Genomic DNA, 18,124 nt, shown 5'->3' with positions numbered 1-18,124 from the left:
GGTTGCGTTATTTATAAAAATAGTAGAATTTAATTTTTTTTTACACTTTCTATTACCTCTTATCGATTGATAAGAGGTTTTTTTATTTATTTTTATATATTTTTCTCATTTTGTTAAATATTTTCATCATTTGCTCAACTCTTTTTACTACTTGTTTATCAGCAAGTTATGAACAAAATGAAAAATAATAGCTACAAAATGATAGACAATGGTGAGAATATGATATATAATGGTGACAGAAGTTGAGGAAACTGATATTCAGTCTCAATAAAAACTAATCATTTAATAAAAAGGTATTAATTTATGACAAGAAAACCAAAATTAACTAGACAAGAAATTGAGTATTTAAACTTACCGCCTGAAGAAAAAAGATTTAGATCAAAGTTCAAACTCTTTAACAGCTTTTACGCAAACGACACGTTAGATACAAAACTTAGAGATTTATCAGATTGGGAAGATAGTGATTTTGACACTTTCGAAAATGGCATTCTACAAGATCAATGGCTTTGGCATTTAATGCACGCAGAAAACTGGTTCAGTCAAATTATTTATTGGTTTTATGATGAAATCGATAAGAGAGGGGTTGAGTTCGAAGCTGATTATAAGAAAGTTAGAGAAAACTTTTATATAACTGTAAATCTAGATGAAGATAACGAACTCTATATTGGTTATATTGACGAGAACCTCACTTTTGAAGAGACTAAAAAGCCTATAGGTCCAACTAGACTTTCTAATAGATTACCTAAAACGCTTAAAGTAGTATCTGCTGCAATGGCACCATTTAGTGAAAGAGAAGAATATAAAGAGCTACTAAGCACTTTAGATAAAGAATATATTAATTTAATTACTCTTCACAATTGGGCGAAATATTGTATAGAATGCTTAGTCCCGCCGAAAATTATGAGAGAAATCGAAAGACAACCTTATTTTAATCAGTTCAGTAGATTTATAACAGGTCTAAAGCGAGATTAACAACACAACAGGGGCTTCCCAGTGAAGCCCTACCTATCCACAACTATATAGATTTTCAAATAAATATAAATGGTTTTTGATTATGACAAATATTAATAAATATGCTCTTGAAGATAGCGCTATGATTTTATCTTTCCTAAGAACTGAAATGTATCGCGTTACAGAGATATACGATGAAAAATTAGAAATGTTAGGGATTATTAGAAGAGGTCAAGCACAGGTTGTAGTTGATCCTGATAACTACATGAACAGTTATATCACCTTATCAGATGAAGAAAAAGCGAAGACTTTAACTGAAAATAGTCCTAAGGTTGATTTTCCGATATTCTTAATTGCGGGTAAAGCTACTTTCCACCACATCGTAAGAGGTGTAAGAAATCTTTATAAATTAAATCCAACGATTAAATCATTAAAGGATATCAATAATAATAGAACTCCTTTTACGATCCGCGACGTTGAGAAAATTGGTTCACAATTTAAACGTAAAAAACTTATGACTTTTGATAGTAAAACCGGTGCTTATGAAGCTATCGTTAATTAGAGGTAAGGGCTCAAACGAGCCCTCCCCCTCTTACCTGTCATAATCAAAACCAGTAAGAAATTATATAGGTACGTTATGATCGATTTTTCGAAATATCAAACAGCAGAGCAAATTAAAAAGCCGCTTAAAGCTGCCTTTGTGGGTGAAAGTGGTGCAGGTAAAACCTACGGTGCTTTAGCTCTTGCAGACGCAATGCGAAGATTAAGCGACAACCCCGAAAACTTTTACACCTTAATTATCGATAGCGAAGCAGGTGCGTCCTCAATCGTTATTAATGATATGGCGTATAAGAATATGCTCATCAAAGGCATTCCCGACAACCAGTTAAATTACAACGTTATCAAAGAAACGATTACACAAGCAATAGCAGACGGGTTTAAATTAGTAGTCATTGATAGTATAAGTCCGGCTTGGTCTGGTCTAAGTGGTCTATATGGATCAGCTGTGGCAGCTACTAAAGGTAGTATTAAAATGCAAACCCATGCAGTACTAGCCAATAAGCAAAACGAAAACGTTTCTTACTTCCAAAACCTAGATATACCACTTATTTTCACCATTAAAGAAAAACGCACAGTGAACGTGGAAGAAATCAATGGAAGACAATATTACACGCCTATCGATAAAATCGATCAGAAGAAAGGCTTCGAGTTCTTTTGGGATTTAATCTTAGAGCAGAAACGTAAAGGCTACCAATTCCCTAATGGCGCTATTGCTACACAAGTTGACGTTGCAGATTACGCATTAAGTGTTAACCAACCTTTAGCAACGTACGTTAAGGCTAATAATTTAGTTGAGATTAATAACGTCACTAATGTGGAAAAGAGCCGTATTGGCGCATTCCAGCAAGGAAAAGTTATTAAACTAACTAAACTTGATTACGTAAAACTATGCGCACGAGCGTACTCTTTAACTACTTCTGCATTGTATGACGATAACGTTCCTCAACTCTTTTTCAATGGTAATAGAGATGAAGCTATTGCGTGGGCTAAAGAGAATAAAGACCAATTAAACGATTTCGACAAACGAGCACTTAAATATTTATTTGACTTTTAAGGATATCTATGCATAACCCAGAGAGTATCTTTTACGAGATTGACGTTCCTCAACGATCTCCAGAATGGTTGCAAGCACGTCTCACACGTTTTACTGCAAGTCAAGCTAAAACCTTTACTAGGTTAAAAAGTGGCAAGCTTTCCAAAACTGCAATTGATACAGCACAGAAAATAGCTCTTTCTTTAACGGCGCGTTCCTTTGCTGCCTATGAAATGAAAGACGCTAGTGATAACGCTAGTTTCAATATCCAGTTAGGTGTTGTAGGCGAACCTTATGCGCGTGATATTTACCAAGCTTTGCATCCAGAATACAGAGTAAAAGAGGTTGGTCTTTTAGTTAAAAAGAGTAATGACCTTATAGCTGCTTCTCCAGATGGATTAGTTGAAGTATTAAACCCAGAAACAGGCGAGTATTGCCTTGAGGGATTAGTTGAAATTAAAACACCAACAAGGGATACTCACCTTAATCACTTATGCCATGGAGTAATACCTGAAGATTATTATGCGCAGATTTTACACCAGTTGCTGGTAACAGGCTGTAAATGGGCGGATTTCATTACTTATTACCCTGATATTGATTATAAAGATAGTTTTGCAGTAACACGCGTTTACGCAGATCCTAAGCAGCTAAAAGAATACGAGGATTTGCTAGAAGAGCTATGTAAAATCACCTATGAAACTATGACGCAATTAAACAAAAACGTACAGCGTGTAAATGAAAGAAGATATCTTTCTAACCTCAATATGGATATAACTCAAGTTGATAAAATCCTCAAAGCAGCTAAAAAAGAATTTATCTTATATTCAAATTTAGGACAATTTATTACTAATCGTAATGGATACGAAAACGACGAAGCTGTCAGCTTAATTCCTACTCCACAGGAAGTACAAGAGCAAGATAAAGTTATCGTAGAAGAGTATCTAGAAAACCATCCTGAACTAAAAGGAAAGGGACGCAGAAGCCTAGTTTGGGAAGCTAAACGCGAGTACCGCTTAAAACAACAAGATCAGCTTGACGAAGCTAACCAATCTTTCATAGATCAACTATAAATAAGGGTAATTATGTTTGACAATAATAAAATCAAGCCTCTGTTTATCAGATACTCATATATCGAGAACTCAAGAGCGGATCAATACAAAGATAAATATCTTAGTGATGCTTCTTTTGAGAGTAGTGTTTTTAATAATAACGCGTTATTCTTAACCCCTAACGAAGAGTTGAGTAAATGCACAAGTTACGGTTATCTCAATGAAGAAGATAAAACGTCATAGGTACGAAAAAAGCGTTCTTCATGAACGCCAGTAAGAGACTTATAAATTATCTACCACAAAAGGATACGTATTTTATGGATCGTTTAGATGTGCTTGAGTTTAATGTCATCTCAAGTATAAAGGAAAAGATGTTAGAAAAGCACGTTGAAAAGAAAATCGATAAGCTGCAAGAAATTCAAGCTACCCATCGTGACAAATTAGACGACTTAATTTATAAAGTAAACAAGCTATTACTCATACTTAACGAAGTGCATATTGGCAAAGTACACCTTAGCAAATCCTACACTGTAAGAGAAGTGGCTCAAATGCTTGGAGTACCATATCCGACTTTTATAAAAAGAATATACTCCGGCAAATATAAACAGCCACAAAAGATTAACAGGGTTTATTACTACTATGCCGATGATATAAGCCTTTTAAAACTACAAACCGAGGAAATGCAAGGTCATGGAAAATTACCAAGCACTAGAAAGAATTTCAAAAGCTGATTACAACGTACAAATGCTGGGGCTTTGTCTTAACTCAATTATCAGTAATAACGTTGAGGAAAAGCTAAAACAAGAAGCTATTAAATCTTCCTTACTTATTAGTGATGAAATCTTTTTTAATCAGGAAGATGTACACCTATTCAAAGTAATTAAAGCTAATATTGAGTACTTAACTCCAAATATTAACAATGCTTATTATCCTGATCCAGATTATACAAAGAATATCCTGTTAAGCCAAGCAGATGACTACTTAGCACAATACGATAACACCCTACAACGTCAGCAAATGTATAAAGCTCTAGAAGAGCACGTTAACAACGTCGTAGAGTATGCTTATAAGCGTTTTAATGCCATTAATGTGGATCATATCAACCGCGTTAAAAAAGCGCTTACAGATCAATATGTGGCATATAAATCGCAGTCTGCTCTACTGGATCTAGAAAACAAACAAGACAATGCTAGCGGCTACCTTCCTAATTTAATGAACCAACTGTCAAAAGTTCAAAATACGGCAGCCGCAGGCATTGAAAGTAAGGATTTCTTAATGGATCATTTAGACGCAATTGCTAATACAAATGACTACGGCATTCCAGAGGTCAATATTCCTTTTACTTTTTCCTTTAGAATGCCCAACGATATGGTTAGCGGTGGATTGAAGAAAAGAACGTTCTGCATTGTAGCAGCACCATCTCATGCGGGTAAAACTACCTGGGCTATTCAACAACTTATAGATATTCTTAAGGCCAATAAGAAACTATACGTTACGTTTTATAGCGTGGAGTTACAAGCAGAGGATTTAGTACTACAAATAGCTAGAGCATTCTGCTATCAATTTCAATACCAATACTATTCACGCGAAGAATTTGTCAGCAAATATTTACGTAGAAATGAACTTAGTTTAGAAGAAAATGCACTTACTGACGCTAATGCTGTAAAGTTTTTTATGTTTTGGTTACAACAAAGCGGTTGGTATAAGTATATCAGAATTTTAGGCTCTGATAAAGTTGATAGTATTGAGACCCTAGAAGAAGATATTGCCAACTCAATAATCATAGGAAAAAAACCGGAAGTTATCTTTATTGATTACCTCCAAGCATTAAATGCTAAACCAAGCGACAGTAAAAGCGAACTTTCTGCTTATCAAGCTAATAGCATTATTTCAAAGAAATTAAGTCGTTTAACTAAAAAATATGCTATTCGCTGTTTCGCTTTATCTCAAGTAAGAGATCCTGAAACTGGTTCATATTACTGTGCGGAAAATATGCCAACAGCAACCTCCGTTAAAGACAGCAGACAATACACTCAAGACGCGGATATCATCGTAACCTTATGCCCGTATAACGAGAAAAAGGACAAGGATTTCCGTCTTCCTGATGGTCTTTTCACCCCTACACAGCTTCCTGATGATGAAGTGCGATTAGTGTGGGTAACTATAGTGAAAAATCGTCAAGGACCTATTAGTGAGCACCCGTTCTACTTTTTCAATCACAAAGCTCTAGGGTTCTTAAAAAGAAAGCTACCTAATTGTTTGCTCAATAAGAATATGAAATTACCTAAAGAAACAGTAGTTCAACGAGTTGTTGATGAGTTCAGAATTAAGGATAAATAAATGCTTTTAAAATTTAAAAACGCAGGTACTTGGGAAAAGCCAGAAGTCATTCTAAGAGAAATTCAAACCGAGTTATACGTTCTTTGGCTTGGTGATGAAGAAAGTACAGCTAGACGCGTGCTCTTAAAGTATCGCCATTATCTAGATGACTGGAAAGAAACAGCCTTAGAGTTCGAGAAAACTCTTAATACTCACGATTGGATTATTGAACGTTTCTATTATGCATTCCCGTCCTTGCAACTAAAATTCGAGAATAGAAAAGCCTTACTAAAAAACCAAGATGAAGTAATACGTCATGTAAAACTCTTTTTTAACTGCCTTGAGCAATTAAAGCTACACGATAAAAGATTGGTTACTGTTTATAGGGAAACCGCCTGTATGACAACCACGCACGTGTTAGCACTACTTTGCCTCATGACAAATATAAGAAAAGGCTATATAGAGGTGCAAGATGATAGACGAACTAATGCCCTATAAGCGTTTCTTTGGCGTTCGTTTCGAAGATAGAGAGGACTTTAAAGAGAAAGTTAAACGAGTGTTAAATACACTACCGTATCGTGCTTTTATCGGTTGTAATTTATCTGACGGTTGGCACGTCAAAAGTGATAACTATCGTTTACAAGAAGCTGATTTTAGTGCATTAGCTGACTATTTGCCAGAATTTGACCCTACGCTAGAGATGAACGACGTTTCGGATATCTTTAGCTGGGCAAAGGCAAAGTTGGATTATATGCAGCTAAAGGTAGATACCGTAAAAGTCTCTAAAGATCGTAACGATTGGCAAAGAGTAGAAGTTATTGACGGGAAACGTGGAAATAGAGATGGAGGTTATGTTTTATTAGTGGACGATCGCGTGACTTTAATGATTGTCAACTATCGTATAAGCGACAGAGTTCACATAATGCACCCCTCTAAATACCCGTATGATCCTAATCAAATTGACCTTAACCGCAGGTTAGAGAAAAACAAAGCATACTTCCGTCAGAAGCAACACTTAGCCTGTATTGAGGAAATTAGACGTAAAGAAAGCTTACAAGGAAACGTTCAAACGTTTATTAATGCGGAACTAATGAACGGTACTATCGTCAGCTACAAAAACTACCGCTCACGTGAAAGAGTTACGTATCTTGCTACTAAGCGCATTGAGCGAGTGCTAACCATGTGTCAATCCTTTTTTATCGTAGTAAAACCTGTTGAGGGCTTTGGACAAACCTTTAATCCTGGAGAAATCCTTATCCCTATTACTGATCTACGCACTAATGAGTATTCTTCGCTTCAAGTAATATATCCGGATGGTAAAAAGCGTTTTATTAAAGGATATCCAACACAATTAGGTGTTTATATCTTTAACAGTAACTTGGAGTACTACAATCAGAAGAAAATGATACTTTGTGAGGGATTTGCTACCGGAGCGTCAATTATGGAAGCGCTATGGCTTTTCGGTAATGCTCATGACGCTGTTGTAGCTTGTTGCTTTAGTAAAGGTAACTTACAAAAAGCTGCCGAGTTTGTAGCTAATAGCGGTGTTTTAGACGAAGTAGTAGTTGTAGCTGATAACGATATCGACGAAAACGGTAATTCAAAAAATCCTTTACCAGCAGATAGTGTAGTAGGTCAAGGACTAGATAAGTGCAGACTTAAGTGGATGTACCCTCCAGCACTTAAAGATTTTGATTATAGCTATTTTCGTAATTTAACTGAAAAGACTATTTTAGATATTAGGGTTAGAGATAAAGCTGTTGCAATCCTTGATACTGGCGTAGTCAATGATTTTAACGATTTAATGATTTTAGCTCATGCAGAACAAAATACTAGATCTTTATCTGACAGTAGATTATTAGCTGCTGCTGTGGATAGATTAATGGGTAAGCTTGGGCCTGAACACTTCCTATGGTAAATTTATGAGTGGTAACCTTGTTTTAGATATCTTCCTAATTAGTATTACTTTTGGCTTAGCTGCTAGCTTTTTAAGTTTCGCTATTGCCTCATACCAAAATTTTAAAAACAATAACTACGATTGTGTAATGCTAGCTTTATTTATGATTTCGAGCTTCTTTGCTGCAGGACTTTCATCTGTGGCAACCTTAACTATTATCAATTACTAGTAAGGAGCATAAGCATGGAAGTAACACCGCATTACCAATTAAATAAATCTTTAGAAAATAGCGCTATCGTGGACTATATTGACGTCCTAGAATTAGCTATAATTAGAGGTGTAACTGATACGACTGTTTTGTGGAATATGATAAATAATCCTTTACCCATAAAATACGTACTAAGTTACCACAGAAAGTTCAAAAGTGAAATCGGCAAGCATATTATAAGAACCGATCAATACTTTTACTTGCTCTTATTTGTGCGTATATTGCGCGAAAAGAATTTAACCCTAGGTAAGCTAAGAAGAGCTCACAAAACGCTTGTAACGTGGTCTATAATGCGTAATAGAATACTTAGTAATGGTAGTTTATACGATTACACAAAACAAGCTTTTAGCTACCGCGTACTACGATTTTTCCTTAAACACTTTTTAAAGAATGAAAGCAACCATTGATTTCAATAGTTGTACGGAAATTTTAAAATATTACTCAATTAACCAGACTAATTTCGTAAAACTATTTTCACGTTACCACAAATACAACTTACAAATAGAAGCTCCTAGTGAAGCATTAATTCATGCACTAATTGCAGCTATCAAAGTAGTGGTAACAGAATATGAAGATAGTCCGGATCAGTTCTGGCTTTACGAACAAAAACAAAAATTAGCAGATTTAATTAAAACAGAAGAAGCACAAGATTATCTAAACTCTCACTTGTTCAAACTCTATTTTTGCATAGAATACCTAATTGCAAATTGCAAGGACGATAACTTCCGTAAATACTTCTTTAATTAAAAATGAAGCCCTCTAGCATGAGGCTAGAGGGTTGAGATGGGGTTAAAGCATATCTATTAGCTCTTGTATTCCGTGCTCTTTCAGAATTTCGTACCAAGCCGTAAAGATAATGACTTTTTCTTTTTCATAATCATATCGGTGATAGGATTTATCACTTTCATTAGTTAAATCTTTCCCGTGTGCTATGCAAACTGAGATAGCGTCTTTATATTGTGGTAAACGTTCAATCATAGTAGAGAAAAACAAGGCTCTAAAGCCGTGTATTGTAGCTTTAAAGTTTACTCTTTTTAGCATTTTCCATAAATTTTGTAATGGACAAGTTTTCCAATCAAGGAGCTTAATTGCTTCTTGGCAAACATATACAGAGTGCTCCCTACTTTTCTTCATTCTTTCAGCAGGAATATGCCAAATTATTCCATTGTCTAACTGATCTAGTTTCTCATGAGGTTTCCTTAAAAGTACTTCGTTAGCCCTACAAGCGGTTAAAATAATTAACAGTGTATTAGCTATATAATGCTTTTTTGATGATTTAAGGCTATTAAAGAATGCTCTTAATTCTGTTAATTCTAACGCTTTACGGCTTTCTATTACGACTTTTTCAGGAAATAACTGTGAGAACTTTGGTAAAGAGCAGGATTCAATAATACGATTACCAACGCCGTAATCAACTACGCTTTTAATAAAAGTATAAATAGCGGCTTTAGTTGAACTTTTGACTTTTAACGTGTCTAACTTTTCTTTAACTTGCAAAGGCGTTAAATCTTGCATTAAAACGTTTGATAGACCGCACTCTTTTAGATTATTTTTAAAAGTAGTATAACTTTTTAACGTATGGGCTTTTATCCGCTTAGATTTAAAATCGATATACTTCTTGACTAAAACTTCTAAAGTTACAGAATTTGCTTGAGCTTTACTATTAACTAATACTGCTGGAACTCCTTGTTTATAAGCTTCTCTTACTGATAGGGCTAATTTTCTAGCTTCTTCTATGGAAGTAAAGCCATCTAGAAAATGATGATATTCTCCTAAAGTAATTCTAACTTGTTTTTCTCTAGAACCTACCACAATGGACCAAGTACCTTTACCAGGATATACAGTGCTTAACTTTAACTGCAATCTTGCACCATCAGATAGCGTTTTAGATTTCTTTGTTAATTTAACTTGAGCAATAGCCTTGCTAATAGTTGATTTATTTAGTTTTCCGTACATAAATAAAATACCAAAAATAGTACCTAAGGCATACTAAAGTTCGGTAAAAATGAAGTATTTCCTAGGTAAACTTTCCGTTTAGAATATGCTTATTTTAAACAGAAAGTCATACCTTCCATGATAATTAGAAATGCTTTATTGTTTATTTTGTGACGAAAAAATCAATAGCTTATTATTACTTTGGAAAAAGTGGTTTAAAAAGTCTTGTTCTTGCTACAAATATTTGTAGAATTATTAGTTAGTCGCTATTAAAGATTGAATGTGAGTAATGACTTGCCCAAGTTGTCCGGTATTTACTTGCAATTTCTTATATAATATAGGGCGAAAAACTACTAGTAGCAATAGTTAGTCTTTGTCAAAGCTGATAACATTTAACCTTTATAGTCATTACTAGGAAAAATGACTAAACAAAATAGGATTTACTCGGAAAATCTATGAAAAATCAAAACAGTGTTATCGTAATTTTTGGAGCTACAGGTGACTTAACACAGCGCAAACTATTACCGTCGTTATTCGGTTTATTTTGCAATGATTTAACTCCTGAAACTTTCAAAATTATGGCAATTGGGCGAAAAGAAATTGATAACCAAGAGTTTATCAATAAATGCCGTAATTCAATTGATAAAGTAAAAGATAGTTTTTTACGTGAAAGTCAAAAACAAGATCCAGCAACAGCTGAAAAATTACTAAATGATTTTGTTAGCAAAATTATGTATGTAAAAGCTGACGCAAATGAAGCTGGTGATTATCAACACTTAAAAGAAGAATTAGAATGTACTGCACAAGAATTAAATATTCCTAACAATGTTGTCTTCTACTTATCTACACCACCAAGTGCATATACAACTATTGCGCAGCACTTACACAATGTTGGTTTAGCAAATGAAGAAAACGGTTGGAAACGTTTAATTATTGAAAAACCTTTTGGTTATGACGTTAAAACTGCTAACGAGTTAAACGATAATCTGCATAAATATTTCCTTGAAAGTCAACTTTATCGTATTGACCACTACCTTGGAAAAGAAACTGTTCAAAATATTTTAGTTTTCCGTTTTGCTAATACCTTATTCGAACCTTTATGGAACCGCAACTATATTTCTTACGTAGAAATTACAGCAGCTGAATCATTAGGGGTTGAAGGTCGTGCAGCATATTACGATCACTCTGGTGCATTACGTGATATGTTACAAAACCACTTATTAAACGTATTATCGTTTGTAGCAATGGAAGCTCCAGCTCATATCGACGCAGATTCTATTCGTGATGAGCAAGTAAAGGTTATTCGTAGCTTACGTCCAATTAAACCTGAAACAATCGAACAGCAAGTGCTTTTAGGTCAATATGGTAAAGATCCACAAGATCCAAGTCGTAAAGCTTATTTAGAAGAAGAGGGTGTTGATCCTAATTCTAAAACTGAAACGTACATTCAAGCTAAAGTTGAAATCGATAACTGGAGATGGGCAGGTGTGCCATTCTTCATTCGTACAGGTAAACGTTTAAAAGATCGTATTGCTGAAATTACGATTCACTTTAAACGTAGTCCACACCAAGATTTCCGTAATAAAGCTCCAGAGAATAATCTAGTTATTCGTTTACAACCAAATGAAGCTATTCAAATGAACTTTGGAATGAAACGTCCAGGTTCGGGCTTTGCATTTACCGAAGTGCCAATGGATTTTAAATATACAGATCTAAATCGTAGCGAAAAACATCTGTTAATCCTTGATGCTTATCAACGTTTATTACTAGATACCATTCGTGGTGACGCTACATTATTCACACGTTCGGACTTTGTAAATGAATGTTGGAAATATGTACAGCCAATTATCGATTACAAAGAGAATAATCCAGTAATCCAACAATATGCTTCAGGTAGCTGGGGACCAGATGCAAGTGTAGATTTACTACAACAATCTGGTTTTAAATGGCACTTTGATTGCGTTGCTGAACGTGAAGCTGAATTAGCCAATAAGCAACAATAACTTTTAAACCGCGATAGTAAGTTTTACTTACTAGCAGGTAATTTCTATGTCTAAAGTATTATTTAATTTTCATAACTATAGTATAGTTGAAGCTGCTGGTGATGATCTTCTAGCACCTGTAGCGCAGAAAATTGTAAAATTAAGTCAAGCTAATACTCCAAAACATATTTCTCTTTTTGGAGGCTCTACAGTTTTTAAATTATTTACTTATTTAGAAACTAGTGGTTTAGTATCACAAATTAATTGGGATAATTTACACCTTTGGTGGAATGATGAGCGTTTGGTTGATCATGCCGATAGTGAAAGTAACTATGGTGAACTTTGGCGCAAACATTTAAGTAATTATCCTTTAAAAGAAGAAAATGTTCATCCAATTAAAGGTTTAACCGGAGACCAATTAGAGTTCTCACAAGTTGAACTAGAAGCGCTACGCATGGAAAAACTAGTAAATGAGTTAATTCCAGCAAACGATAAGGGCATTCCTAGTTTTGACTTAATTATTTTAGGGATTGGTGATGATGGTCATACGGCTTCATTATTCCCTACTCTAATTGATCCGAATGAACCACAATTGTATGTACCTACTTTCCATCCTTTAACAGGGCAACCACGCATTAGTCAAACAAGTAAGTTAATTAATGCGGCAAAAGAAATTTGCTTTGTTGCTGCTGGTAAGGGTAAGGCGAAAGTAATTGCTCAAGTAGTAAACCATATTGCTGGTTTATTACTTCTTGCAAATGTTGTAGCACAACATGGTGATAAAGAATTAGACTTAGTAGCTTACGCTGCCCAACGATTTGGTAGTACGGAAGTGCTAGTGCATATTGGTCTGTTAAATCATACAACTATGTACTTAGACCCAGAAGCTGCTGTAGATATTAATTTAGCCGAGCTTAGTGAAGCTATAAATCATTTAAACTAATAACACAACGAGGAACAGAATGTCTTTAAATTATGATATCGGGGTTGTAGGTCTTGCTGTAATGGGTCAAAACCTTATTCTAAACATGAATGATCATGGTATTAAAGTTGTAGCATATAACCGTTCACAAGATAAAGTTGAAAGCTTTATTAATGGTCCGGCTAAAGGTACAAACATTGTAGGTGCTACATCTTTAGAAGATATGGTGGCAAAACTAGCAACACCACGTAAAGTTTTCTTAATGGTGCGTGCGGGTGAAGTTGTGGATAGCTTTATCGAGCAACTATTACCTTTATTAGATAAAGGTGATATCATTATCGACGGTGGTAACTCTAACTACGTAGATACTAACCGTCGCACTAAATACTTAGAAGAAAAAGGTATTCTTTACGTTGGTTCTGGTGTATCTGGTGGTGAAGAAGGTGCACGTAATGGTCCATCAATTATGCCAGGTGGTAACCCAGAAGCATGGAAATCTGTAGCGCCAATTCTACAAGCAATCGCTGCTAAAACTCCAGACGGTCACCCATGTTGTGATTGGGTAGGTCGTGATGGTGCAGGTCACTTCGTAAAAATGGTACACAATGGTATCGAATATGGTGACATGCAATTAATCTGTGAAGCTTACCACTTCTTATCAGAATACGTTGATATTGATCACGATCAATTAGCTGAAGTATTCTCACAATGGAATCAAACTGAATTAGATTCATACCTTGTACAAATCACTGCTGACATCTTAAAATTCAAAGATGAAGATGGTTCTCCTCTAGTTACTAAAATTTTAGATACAGCAGGTCAAAAAGGTACTGGTAAATGGACTGGTATTAACGCTTTAGATTTTGGTGTACCTTTAACTCTAATCACTGAATCTGTATTCATGCGTTGTGTATCAGCTCTTAAACAACAACGTTTAGAAGCTGAAAAAGTGTTTGGTAATATTCACCCACCAGTAAAAGAAAAATTAAGCTTTGCACAAGCTGGTGAATTAATTGAACACGTACGTAAAGCTTTATTAGCGGCAAAAATTATTTCATACGCGCAAGGCTTTATGTTAATGAAAACTGCTTCTGATGAATTTGGTTGGGATATTAACCTTGGTAACACAGCTCTATTATGGAGAGAAGGTTGTATCATTCGTTCTAAATTCTTACAAGATATTAAAAACGCGTTTGATAAAAAACCTAATTTAAACTTCTTAGGTTTAGATAGTTATTTCCGCGATATTCTTGTAGCTTGTTTACCAAGCTGGAGAAAAATTTGTATGTTATCTATTGAACACGGTATTCCAGTTCCATGTATGGCAGCTGGTTTACAATTCTTAGATAGCTACACTTTAGGTAAATTACCAGCTAACTTATTACAAGCACAACGTGACTACTTTGGTGCACATACTTACCAACGTGTTGACCGTCCATTAGATGAAGTATTCCACACTAACTGGACAGGTACTGGTGGTGATGTATCAGCAACTAAATATGACGTTTAATTTAATTAAATAAGACGAACCCCAAAGCTTTGGCTTTGGGGTTCGTCTTTATGTAAAATTAAAATTTGTAAAAGTATTTTTAGTTGATACTAAAACTTAGCTCTATAAAGTAAGACTACTATCAAGTAAAATCTACGATAACGATGCTAGTCTAAAATACCAAATTAGTAATAAAGCTGACAGTTAAAACTCTTTATTTACTTGCTTTGGCTTTAGTGCTTTTACTTGTGCTTTTAGTAGTTTTGCTGGTTTTAGTAGCTTTGCTAGCTTTAGTAGATTTTTTACTTTCCTCTTTACTACTTGAAGAAGCCTTTACACTTTTACTACTTTTAGTTGCAGCTTTAGAGGTTTTACTACTTTTACTAGTTTTAGTTTCTTTGCTCGCTCTGCTGCTTTTAGTTTCTTTATCAGCTGTTGCTGTTTTTGTAGTTTTAGAAGTTTTCTTCTTGTTGCCTGAAAGTTTAGCCTCTACTTTATTGGCTAAAATTTCAATAACTTTATCGCGTAATTCTGGATTGTGCAGGTAGCTATGATAACGATATAGCTCATCTCCAGGTAATTCAAAGTTAAATTGCTGGAGCATTTGTTCGCGATAAGTTAGGTATTCTTCGTAACTTAATACACGAGCGACAATAGTTGCACTTTTTAACAGACGGCTATAAACAGTTACGGCTGAGTGATATTTACCAGCTTCAGCATAGTAAACTTCTTGTTGACCGTTAACCCTATTAAGAGATTTACGACAAAGAACTAAGTTATCTAAATTAACCAGATTATGTTCTGGCTCAACTTGATAATTACGAATAAATTCTAAAACATCTTTACGCGTAAAACCAACTAAAGGACGAATATTATATTGGTCACATTTGCCAACATAATACATGTCTAAGCGATGAGCTTTAGTAGTTACTGCGTCTGAAGTTGTCTCGTTATTTAAATATGGAGCACTTTTTGGACGCTTAACTACGATACGGTTAGTATTTAGATTCTTCGCTGCAACCAGTAGTTCATCTGCATCTTCGTCTTGTCCTACTAACTGTTGAATAAGTTGCATATTCTTATTCACTTTAGCACGTGAGTTAGTATGAGGATACATTGGATCAAGATAAACGCTTGTAAAGTTTAGATTTTTTACAATACGATTACCTACATTGCTCACAATGCTAACTGGGAAACGCAGATTTACATTTAATTCTTTATTCCCTTGTGCAGCTAAATGCTCTTTTAAGCGACGTAAGCCATCAGCAAGTAACAGAGCAACTAAAACATTACGCTCAAACATTAACACTGACATACCAGCATTAGCAAACAGCATACTATCTTGCCCAAAACCAGCTGTAGCGTCTAAAACGTACTGTTTAGATGGATCGATTTTTTTATCCATTACCGCTTTAACAGCCGCTTCGCTACGCACATTGGCATTAACTCGATATGCAGTTTCGCCGTTAATGTAATCTACAGCAACTGGATTTTGCGCAGGGCTAAGTAAACCTTTAGAATTCTTAAACGCTAATGATAACTTACCTTGATAATATACTAAGGCTAATTCAGCATCTTTGTCATGACGAATTTGCGCAAAAGATTTTTCAATTTCACTTTCTACGGCATAATTAAATAACTCGAGAAAGTTCATAATAGTAAATTCGCTAGTAGTTGGCTCTGGGAACACAACACCTTGGCTTAAACCTAAATTCTTTTTAAAGTTAGTTAAGCGAAGAGTTAGATTATCTAATTTTTTGCGACAGTATACTAGCACATCAAATAAATTTTTAAACTCAGTATCAAGAGGAGCTTCATTTATTTGAGCAAAAAATACTTGCTTGGTCAGATCACTTTCCAAAGCAAAGCTAGGTACTAGATAACTAAGGTCAATACTGCGAGTTTTATTTCCTGACACGGAAAATCTCCAAATTAAAGCTATAATTTGCTAAGCAAACTTATTAAGTTCAATCAAAACAATTAAGGTTGAGAGAACGATAAATGATACATTCTGGATACAAAATAATATTTTGTACTTATATTAGACAAAAAATACACGCAAAAGTTGCATAAATTGCCAAAATTTACCATTTAATTATGAATGATTTTTGGTAAGAATCGCAATGCTTTCACAATGTGGAGTTTGGGGAAATTGATCGAATAATGCTAGTTGCTTGATTCGATATCCGTATTTGCTAGTTAAATACTGTAAGTTGTCGACTAAGGTATGAGGATTGCAACTTACGTAAATAATGTTCGCAAATTGACTAATCATATCACACGAAGCAGTATCAAGCCCTGCACGTGGTGGATCAACAAATACCGTATCAAAATTATAAGTGTCTAGATCAATGTGTTCTAAACGTTTAAATGGACGTACTTTATTAATCGCTTGCACAAATTCTTCGGCAGAGATACGACCAACTTGCACATTGGTTAAGTTATTGCGTTCTAAGTTGCGATAAACAAAATCTACAGCTTGTTTATTTACTTCTGTGGCTAATAGTTTTTTACCACAACTAGCTAAAACAACGGTAAAGTTACCAACACCACAATAAAGCTCTAAAATATCGTGGTCAGTATGTACATGCTTATCTACGTACGATAGCATAAGGTTGTTGATTTCAGCATTAGGTTGACTAAAACTATTCTCTACTTGATAAAGAGCGAACTCTTTATCATTTACGTGTAGCGTTTCGCTAATAAAATTATTACCTAATTGAAGTTTAGTTTTTTTAGCACGTAAAATAATATGTAGATCTTCTGTTTTAAGGTTTAATTTTGTTTGCAGAAAATCTTTGAAAGCTTGCGCATGAAGCAAATCGACATTATTTTCTTCACTTTTATCTAATGCGCGGTGGAAAAGTAAAGAGATAACTACTTGTTGGGTAGTTGTCGTTAAATATTCGATTTGGAATAATTTATGAGCAAATTTGTAATTTTGAGCAAAAAACTCTTCAACAGCAGGCATTAAGCGATTGATTAAAGCATTGGCGATCGCATATTTACCTTCACAAAAAATACGTTGTTTAGTTACAGAATCATGAACTACATGATGTACGCTGTAACTTGGTTGGTTTTGGTGGTAAATCGCAAATTCTGCGCGCATGCGGTAACCACTTTGAGCTCCAGTGAAAACCTCTAATTGCTCAAGATCAAAAGTTGGTAATTTTTGAGCAATTAATTCTCGATATTGAGTTAGTTTTTGTTCAAATTGCATAGGGTAAAAGTCATAGGAAAAAGGTGAGGCGTTAACCTCACCTTTTTTAGATTAATCTAAATTAGAACCGTCGTCCATAATCGCGCTATTACCATCAGCAAGGATATATACGCGTTTTACTTCAGTGATTAAACGTTGATATTTTAACCAGGTTTTTTCGATAAAAGTTTTATCTTCAATAGACTGATCAGCAACCACTGCAACGAAGTGTTTTTCTACTTCGTTTTCTGGCTCAACTGTACCATTGGCTAAACGGGTTAAACGTGAACCATAGTTTTCTAAAGCTTCAGCTTCTTTAATGGTGTAGTCACCAGAACGAGAAAAACCGTGTGGATAGTTTTTATCGTCAAAATATTTTTTTTCTTGAATAAAGCCTGATTGCGTTTGCATTATTAATACCTAATTATGAGTACTTGCTGTTGCTTATTCTATCATAATTCAGCAAGAAATTAAAAGATTAATCAAGGGGTAAGCATAAAGATCTAGGCAAATTATAAA

The 18,124-nt window shown here is 34.8% G+C and carries 18 protein-coding genes; 14 read left to right on the top strand and 4 right to left on the bottom strand.

The features are described 5' to 3' along the window. Window positions 1-303 precede the first annotated feature (303 nt). From CKF58_RS05010 to CKF58_RS04955, 11 genes are all read left to right on the top strand, one after another. Window positions 304-972, top strand: a complete 669-nt coding sequence (locus tag CKF58_RS05010) for a hypothetical protein (protein ID WP_119531597.1) — start codon at window positions 304-306, stop codon at window positions 970-972. 82 nt (window positions 973-1,054) lie between these two features. Further along, entirely contained in the window at window positions 1,055-1,513 is a 459-nt protein-coding gene (locus tag CKF58_RS05005; protein ID WP_119531595.1) for a hypothetical protein, read from the top strand. Window positions 1,514-1,588: 75 nt separating this feature from the next. Then, the gene (locus tag CKF58_RS05000) at window positions 1,589-2,566 is read left to right on the top strand and encodes an AAA family ATPase (RefSeq protein WP_119531593.1); all 978 of its coding nucleotides are present in this window, start codon (window positions 1,589-1,591) and stop codon (window positions 2,564-2,566) included. 8 nt (window positions 2,567-2,574) lie between these two features. After that, window positions 2,575-3,615, top strand: coding sequence for a lambda exonuclease family protein (locus tag CKF58_RS04995; protein ID WP_119531591.1), 1,041 nt, complete (start codon window positions 2,575-2,577; stop codon window positions 3,613-3,615). 296 nt (window positions 3,616-3,911) lie between these two features. Further along, window positions 3,912-4,325 carry a helix-turn-helix transcriptional regulator gene (locus tag CKF58_RS04985; RefSeq protein WP_147397219.1) on the top strand — a complete coding sequence of 138 codons (414 nt, stop codon included), beginning with the start codon at window positions 3,912-3,914 and terminating at the stop codon, window positions 4,323-4,325. Next, window positions 4,285-5,934 (top strand): DnaB-like helicase C-terminal domain-containing protein, encoded by a 1,650-nt coding sequence (locus CKF58_RS04980; RefSeq protein ID WP_119531584.1) that lies wholly within the window; start codon window positions 4,285-4,287, stop codon window positions 5,932-5,934. The genes CKF58_RS04985 and CKF58_RS04980 overlap by 41 nt, the downstream gene beginning before the upstream one ends. Next, window positions 5,935-6,411 carry a hypothetical protein gene (locus CKF58_RS04975; protein WP_119531582.1) on the top strand — a complete coding sequence of 159 codons (477 nt, stop codon included), beginning with the start codon at window positions 5,935-5,937 and terminating at the stop codon, window positions 6,409-6,411. It begins immediately after the preceding gene. Beyond that, window positions 6,386-7,831, top strand: coding sequence for a primase/helicase family protein (locus CKF58_RS04970; RefSeq protein ID WP_147397218.1), 1,446 nt, complete (start codon window positions 6,386-6,388; stop codon window positions 7,829-7,831). Before CKF58_RS04975 ends, CKF58_RS04970 begins: the two co-directional genes overlap by 26 nt. Window positions 7,832-7,835: 4 nt before the next feature. Beyond that, window positions 7,836-8,039, top strand: a complete 204-nt coding sequence (locus tag CKF58_RS04965; protein WP_119531578.1) for a hypothetical protein — start codon at window positions 7,836-7,838, stop codon at window positions 8,037-8,039. 14 nt (window positions 8,040-8,053) lie between these two features. Next, a complete protein-coding gene (locus CKF58_RS04960; RefSeq protein ID WP_119531576.1) occupies window positions 8,054-8,485 on the top strand; it encodes a hypothetical protein in 432 nt (143 codons plus the stop codon). Then, a complete protein-coding gene (locus CKF58_RS04955; protein WP_119531574.1) occupies window positions 8,469-8,825 on the top strand; it encodes a hypothetical protein in 357 nt (118 codons plus the stop codon). The genes CKF58_RS04960 and CKF58_RS04955 overlap by 17 nt, the downstream gene beginning before the upstream one ends. 42 nt (window positions 8,826-8,867) lie before the next feature. Here CKF58_RS04955 and CKF58_RS04950 read toward each other — a convergent pair whose 3' ends face one another. After that, window positions 8,868-10,034, bottom strand: a complete 1,167-nt coding sequence (locus CKF58_RS04950) for a tyrosine-type recombinase/integrase (protein WP_119531572.1) — start codon at window positions 10,032-10,034, stop codon at window positions 8,868-8,870. 434 nt (window positions 10,035-10,468) lie between these two features. Between CKF58_RS04950 and zwf the strand changes: the two genes are divergently transcribed. Genes zwf through gnd form a run of 3 tightly spaced genes read left to right on the top strand, consistent with a single transcriptional unit; the run spans window position 10,469 to window position 14,427 of the window. Further along, entirely contained in the window at window positions 10,469-12,016 is a 1,548-nt protein-coding gene (gene zwf, locus CKF58_RS04945; RefSeq protein WP_119531570.1) for a glucose-6-phosphate dehydrogenase, read from the top strand. A gap of 46 nt (window positions 12,017-12,062) precedes the next feature. Next, window positions 12,063-12,938: a 6-phosphogluconolactonase gene (pgl, locus tag CKF58_RS04940; protein WP_119531568.1), complete on the top strand. Its 876-nt coding sequence runs from the start codon at window positions 12,063-12,065 to the stop codon at window positions 12,936-12,938. Between the two features lie 19 nt (window positions 12,939-12,957). Beyond that, the gene (gnd, locus tag CKF58_RS04935; protein ID WP_119531566.1) at window positions 12,958-14,427 is read left to right on the top strand and encodes a decarboxylating NADP(+)-dependent phosphogluconate dehydrogenase; all 1,470 of its coding nucleotides are present in this window, start codon (window positions 12,958-12,960) and stop codon (window positions 14,425-14,427) included. Between the two features lie 193 nt (window positions 14,428-14,620). Here the strand turns inward: gnd and CKF58_RS04930 are convergent, their stop codons facing one another. From CKF58_RS04930 to CKF58_RS04920, 3 genes are all read right to left on the bottom strand, one after another. Next, window positions 14,621-16,324, bottom strand: a complete 1,704-nt coding sequence (locus CKF58_RS04930; protein WP_119531564.1) for a class I SAM-dependent methyltransferase — start codon at window positions 16,322-16,324, stop codon at window positions 14,621-14,623. Window positions 16,325-16,501: 177 nt separating this feature from the next. Next, window positions 16,502-17,626: a tRNA (uridine(54)-C5)-methyltransferase TrmA gene (trmA, locus tag CKF58_RS04925; RefSeq protein ID WP_119531562.1), complete on the bottom strand. Its 1,125-nt coding sequence runs from the start codon at window positions 17,624-17,626 to the stop codon at window positions 16,502-16,504. A 51-nt stretch (window positions 17,627-17,677) separates the two neighbouring features. Continuing rightward, entirely contained in the window at window positions 17,678-18,016 is a 339-nt protein-coding gene (locus tag CKF58_RS04920) for a MaoP family protein (protein WP_119531560.1), read from the bottom strand. Window positions 18,017-18,124 lie beyond the last annotated feature (108 nt).

This window comes from Psittacicella hinzii (assembly GCF_003585935.1).
Taxonomy (GTDB): domain Bacteria; phylum Pseudomonadota; class Gammaproteobacteria; order Enterobacterales; family Psittacicellaceae; genus Psittacicella; species Psittacicella hinzii.
Note: the sequence above shows the minus strand (reverse complement) of the source record. Positions and strands in the feature narration are given on the sequence as shown.